The sequence below is a fragment of the Nonomuraea sp. NPDC001684 genome (assembly GCF_053596515.1).
Genome location: NZ_JBSFGJ010000798.1, coordinates 1 through 2,179, shown reverse-complemented (window position 1 = coordinate 2,179; position 2,179 = coordinate 1). Strand labels below are relative to the sequence as shown.

Sequence of the window (2,179 nt, the reverse complement as noted above, 5' to 3'; positions counted from 1 at the left end):
CGGTGGAAGAACGCCTCCTGCAGCGTGGTGATCGTGGCGGTGATCTGGGCCGCCATGAGCTGGGCGGTCAGGTCGCCCGCGGGCGCGCCCACGGCCTCGCCCAGCGCCGCGGCCAGCGCGTGCCGCTCGCCCGCGTGGGTCAGCTGGACGGCCGCCAGCAGCGCCGGGGTGGCCGCGATCACCCGGACGCGGGTCAGCAGCCCCTCCACGTCCACGTCCCGCGCCCCCTGGGCGGCCATCGTCCGGTAGTGCTCGCGCAGCGCGCCGAGCGGCGAGACGCCCGGCGCCCGGCCCGCCACGATCGCGGCCGTGTCCTCCGTGACGCCGTCGAGGGCCAGGCACTCCTTGCTGGGGAAGTACGCGAACAGCGTGACCTTCGCGACCCCGGCCGCCTCGGCGATCTCGTTGACCGTCACCGCGTCGTAGCCGCGCTCGGCGAACAGGCGCAGAGCCGTCTCCGCGATGCGCCGCCGCGTCTGCTCCTTCTTGCGCTCCCTGAGTCCCGCCATCATGACTCCACGATAACCGTACCGGGTAAGAAAACAAACCCGGTACGGATTCCTACTCCGCGGTGCTCATCGGCGCGCGGGCGGCCAGACCGGCGGTGGCGGCGAGCATGGCGGCGCTCAGCGCGAAGACGCCGAGCACGCCGGTCGCCCCCGCCACCACGCCCGCCACGGCGGGCACCAGCACCTGACCCAGCCGGTTGCCGGTCAGGCGCAGCGCGAGCGCCGTGCCGCGCTCGCCGGCCCGCGCGCGACCGGCCACCCAGGACAACGTCAGGGGCTGGCCCAGCCCCAGCGCGAAGCCCATCAGCGCGACCACCGGCACCGCGGCGGCCGGGCCGCACAGCGGCAGCGCGGCGACGGTGACCGCGGCGGCGACGGTGCTGGTCACCAGGACGGCGCGGCGGCCGTACCGCAGGACCAGGCGTTCCATGGCGAGCCTGCTCGCCATGGTGGTGGCGGCCCGCAGCGCCAGCAGCGCGCCGACCGCGACCACCCCGGCGCCGCGGCTCTGCCCCCAGGCCGGCAGGTACGCCAGCACCAGGTCGATCGTGGACACCGTGGCCAGGCTCGTGACCAGGGCCTGCCACATGCCCTCCTGGCCGAGCGTGCCGCGCAGCGGGAAACGCCGGACGGCGGCCCGCCCGCGCGCCGGGCCCGGCCCGTCGGTCCACAGGCTCGCCAGCCCCGCCACCAGCCCGAACCCGGCCGCCACGACGAGGGCGGGCCCGACGCCGGCCGCACCGCCCGCGTCGCCGCTCGTGGCGAGCGTGCCACCCGCCACGAGGGCCGCGGCGGACGGCCCGGCGAGCTGGCCGAGCGAGGTGAACACGGTGAAGCGCGCGTAGGCGCGGTCGTGGCCCCCGGCGGCCACCCGGTTGGCGATGACGGCCTGCTGGGCGACGACGGACAGCAGGTGCCCGAGCCCGAACAGCGCGTTGAGCAGCACCAGCGCCCACAACGAGCGGGCCACGGCCAGGGCCAGGGCGCTGCCGGTGATCAGCCCGGCGCCCAGCAGGGCCGCGCCGCGCTCGCCGGAGGCGTCAACCCAGCGCCCGGCGGAGACGGCCGCGAAGAGCGGGAGCACCGAGAACCCGGCGGTGATGAGCCCGATGCCGAGGTTGCCCGCGCCGATCTCGATGGCCCGGTAGCTGACCATCGGACGGGCCGCGAACGTCGCCGCCTGCACGCACACCGCCGCCACCATGAGCGGGCCGAACCACCGGCCCGTCCCGGCCCGGCGGGTCGTCACATCCGGACGACCATGGTGTTGGACACCCGGTCGTGCACCCCGCGGTGGTCACGGTCCCAGATCAGGGCCGGCAGGGCCAGGCCGAGCAGGACGGTGCGCACCAGCACGGGCAGCAGGCGCGGGGCGCCGCCGTCCATGGCGGCGACGCGGACGCCGGCCAGCCGGTGGCCGAACGTCTGGCCCATGAAGCCGACGAGCAGCAGGTATTGGAGCGCGAACACCAGCACGGGCGCCCACGGGGACTCGGCCGGGTTCATCCTGAGCAGCAGCTGCACGACGACCCAGGTGCAGATCATCCAGTCGATCACGAGCGCGGCGATCCTGCCCGATCCTGACCGGGGCGGAGGGCACGTTCTGCGCCGGGGCCGACCTCAAGGCCATGGGCCAACCCTCGACCGATCCAGAGGTTCAAGCAAGAGCC

3 protein-coding genes are annotated in these 2,179 nt (G+C 75.6%); all 3 read right to left on the bottom strand.

Translation table 11 applies throughout. The annotated features are described in order from the left end of the window. On the bottom strand, window positions 1–512 hold a 512-nt coding region (locus tag ACWCSD_RS51875; RefSeq protein ID WP_449927169.1), incomplete at its 3' end, for a TetR/AcrR family transcriptional regulator. Between the two features lie 49 nt (window positions 513–561). Then, a complete protein-coding gene (locus ACWCSD_RS51870; RefSeq protein ID WP_449927166.1) occupies window positions 562–1,758 on the bottom strand; it encodes an MFS transporter in 1,197 nt (398 codons plus the stop codon). Next, window positions 1,755–2,066: an RDD family protein gene (locus ACWCSD_RS51865; protein WP_449927163.1), complete on the bottom strand. Its 312-nt coding sequence runs from the start codon at window positions 2,064–2,066 to the stop codon at window positions 1,755–1,757. The genes ACWCSD_RS51870 and ACWCSD_RS51865 overlap by 4 nt, the downstream gene beginning before the upstream one ends. Window positions 2,067–2,179 lie beyond the last annotated feature (113 nt).